The sequence below is a fragment of the Roseateles sp. P5_E11 genome, assembly GCF_054049355.1.
The window spans coordinates 1-3477 of the sequence record NZ_JBFUMO010000593.1; the positions used below are offsets into that span (position 1 = coordinate 1).

The 3477-nt window shown below is 64.6% G+C and carries 2 protein-coding genes; both read left to right on the forward strand.

Going from position 1 to position 3477, the window contains the following annotated elements:
* The coding region (locus ACXJKR_RS27540; RefSeq protein ID WP_457325534.1) for a dockerin at nucleotides 1–2087 on the forward strand (2087 nt) is incomplete at its 5' end.
* 164 nt (nucleotides 2088–2251) lie between these two features.
* Entirely contained in the window at nucleotides 2252–3391 is a 1140-nt protein-coding gene (locus tag ACXJKR_RS27545) for a cellulase family glycosylhydrolase (RefSeq protein WP_457325535.1), read from the forward strand.
* Nucleotides 3392–3477: the final 86 nt, after the last annotated feature.

The following is a 3477-nucleotide window of genomic DNA, read 5'->3' on the forward strand; positions in this document are numbered from 1 at the left end:
CACCGACGTCGGACGTCGGCGGCGCCTACCGCTGGAACCAGGCCACCTCGCAATGGGTGCCGATCACCGACGGCCCGGGTTTCGGGGGGGGGATAGAAGGAGCCTTCCACACCGTCGAAAGCATCGCCCTCGATCCAACCAACGACCAGCGGGTCTACATGGTCGCGGGCGATAGCAAGAAGAACGCTCGCTTGTACATTTCCAGCAACCGCGGCGACAGCTGGACATGGGTCACGCTGCCGTTTCTTGCCGRCGCCGATACCGGTCGGGCGATTGGCGAGCGCCTGAGGCTCGATCCGACCAATCCGTCGACGATGTTCTACGGTTCGACCAAGGCCGGCCTGTGGAAGAGCACGAACTCCGGCCAAACCTGGGCGCAGGTCACGGGCCTGTCTTCCTACACGACGACCAACGCCATGGTCGGCGTCGAGCAGATCATCTTCGACAACGGGAACGTGGGCGGCGGCCAGCCGACCTGGAACATGTGGGCCGCGATCGCTCCTGACTACGCCACCGCAGCGGGCCTGACCTCGACCTTCTACAGGTCCAGCAACAACGGCTATTCATGGACGCCGGTCGCGGTGCCGGCCGCCGTCGCCGGGTACTACATCCCGCACTTCGCGCGCGCCGCCGACGGCAATTACTACGTGGTGTTCAACAAGAACGCAGGCCCGGGCGGCGACGGTCCCGGCTACCTCTACAAGTACACCGGTATCAATGGCGGCGCCTGGACCTTGCTGAGCAGCACTACCACGGGCGGCTACGGCGGCGTGTCCGTCTACGGCAGCGGCCCGACCACCCGCATCGCGCTGGCCGTGAGCGCTACCTGGGGCGATTTCACCGGCCAGAAGATCACCCAGTTGTCCGACAACGCAGGCAGCACCTGGCGCGAAATCGAGTCCATGATGCCCCACGAGCAGAACAGCGCCGGGTACTGGGGCTGGAATGACGACATCGAGATCGATCCGAACAACCGCGACCACATCTTGCACCTTGACGGTCCCGGCATCTGGGAGACGATGAACGCCTCGTCGGCGACACCGAGCTGGACCACCAAGCTGAACAATCTCGAAGAGACTGCCACGCTGGCGCTCATCACCCCTCCACCCGGCGCGACCTACAAGTTCATCAGCAGCGCGGGCGACATCGGCCCCTGGGTCCAGACAGACCTCGCGACGACGCCGACCAAAGGCCCCAACACCGGCTGGAGCAATGGCAATTCCGCCGACATGAGCTGGTCGGATCCGCAATACATTGCCCTCACCGGCGTCACGCACGGGGATCACAAAGGATTCGGGTACTGGTCGGGCGACGGCGGCACCACGTGGACACGCTTTGCCACCTTGCCTCCCGGCGCCGCGACCAATACGCACGAATCGTCGAACATTGCTGTCACCTCACGCAACAACGCGATCTGGGCGCCGCCCGATACCGTGCCGTCCTACACCACCAACAATGGCGCCAGCTGGACGGCGACCAATCTCCCCGCGCTGCCGGAGACGTCCGGCTTCCCTCGCTCATACCGGCTCGCGGTGGATCGCAGGAATCCGAACAAGGTCTATGCCTACGATTCGGGCGGCTCCGTGTTTGCTGGTCCGGGCAAGTTCTACGTCTCGACGGATGGCGGCCACAACTTCACGCTGAGCCAGGGTTCGGTGTCGGCAAATATGAAGGGCAATCCGTATTTCCTGACCGGGATGGCGGTCAACCCGAACGTCGAGGGCGACATCTGGGTGGCTGACGGCAATACCGTGTACCACTCGGTCGACTCGGGCGCCACCTGGACCAAGTTCAACAACTTCGCGTCTGTTTTCGGCAGCGACTTTTGGCCCGACGTGAACGGTGCCAGTGCCTTGACTCTGGGCAAGGCAGCCCCTGGCGCGCCGTATTCCGCCGCGGTCTACGTGGTGGGCGTGATCAACGGCCAGTGGGGTGTGTGGGCTTCCAACAATGCAGGCAGCACTTGGACCCGCTTTAACGACGATGCCCATCAGTTCGGCGGCATAACCAGGTTGGCGGGTGACTGGAACACCTACGGCCGGATCTACGCCGCCGGCGGGGGCCGCGGCGTGCTCTACAGCAATTGAACCGAGAGCTCGGCAGGCTGGCGTCCAAATCATGGCACCGGGCCTGCCGCCACCTCCTTCACCTTGTTCGACGGTTATGCCCAAGCCCTGGCGCCGACCGTCCATAACGCTCGCATCCGGCGGAGACAACCGGCCGAGCACTTTCAACCTTGAAAGGTAGAACCATGAGAGCCTTGTTATCCACATTGCTGCTGGCCCTGGGGGTCAGCGGGGCCCCATTGGCCCAGGCACAAAGCTGTGGCAGCGGCGGCGGTACCACCGTCTGCCTGACGGCCACTGGCACGACCGACAACGTACAGCTGGGCTGGACCGTCAGCGGCAACGTCTCGCGCCTGGAGGTCTACCGCGATACCGACGCCGATCCCAACGGCCGCAGCCGCATCGCCGCGCCGGGCAGTAGCGCCAGGAGCTACACCGACTCCACGGCCGCAAACGGCACGCCCTATTGGTACTGGGTCAAGTTCACGACCAACGGCGGCAGCTACAACTCCGGCGTGGCCACTGCCACGCGCAACAGCAGCTGCACGCCGACGGCCATCACGCCTTACATCAGCGCCAACGGGTCCTGGACGCAGACGGCCTCAGCCTCGATCACTGCAGGCAACTCGGCCATCCTCGGCCCGCAGCCGGTGGCCGGCGGTTCGTGGGGCTGGAGCGGCTGCGGCACGTCAGGCTCGGCACGCGAGCAGACCATCACGCCTGCTGCCAGCTGCACGGCCACCGCCACCTACACCAACAGCTGCGGCGCCAAGAGCACGCAGGCCTTTGTGATCACCGTGCCCGGCTCCATGCGCGACCTGACGAGCGTGCAGCTGTCGCAGCAGATGTCGCCCGCCTGGAACATCGGCAACTCGCTGGACGCCTCACCCAACGAGACCAACTGGGGCAATCCGCTGATCAACCAGCAATTGCTCAACGCAGTGAAGGCGGCCGGCTTCAAGACCGTGCGCATCCCCGTCAGCTGGAACCAGTACGCCGACGCCAACGGCAACATCAGCCCAACCTTCATGGCGCGTGTCACCGAGGTCGTCGGTTACGCACGCAACGTCGGCCTCTACGTCGTGCTCAATACGCACCATGAAGGCAGCTGGCTGATCCCGACCTACGCCTACCAGGCGAGCGCCAACGCGCGCCTGGCCAAGCTGTGGACGCAGATCGCCAACAACTTCAAGAACTATGACGACTACCTGCTGTTCGCCGGCACCAACGAGGTGATGGTGTCCGGCGACTACGGCCCACCGACGGCCGAGTACCAGGCCGTCCAGAACGGGTTCAACCAGGTCTTCGTCGACTGCCCGTGCTGATGGGTGAATGGTGAATATGGCGCGATCCTGAAGTCCGAGTACGACCCGGCCGGCACCTACCGCACCGCCTGGACCAAGTACGTGAC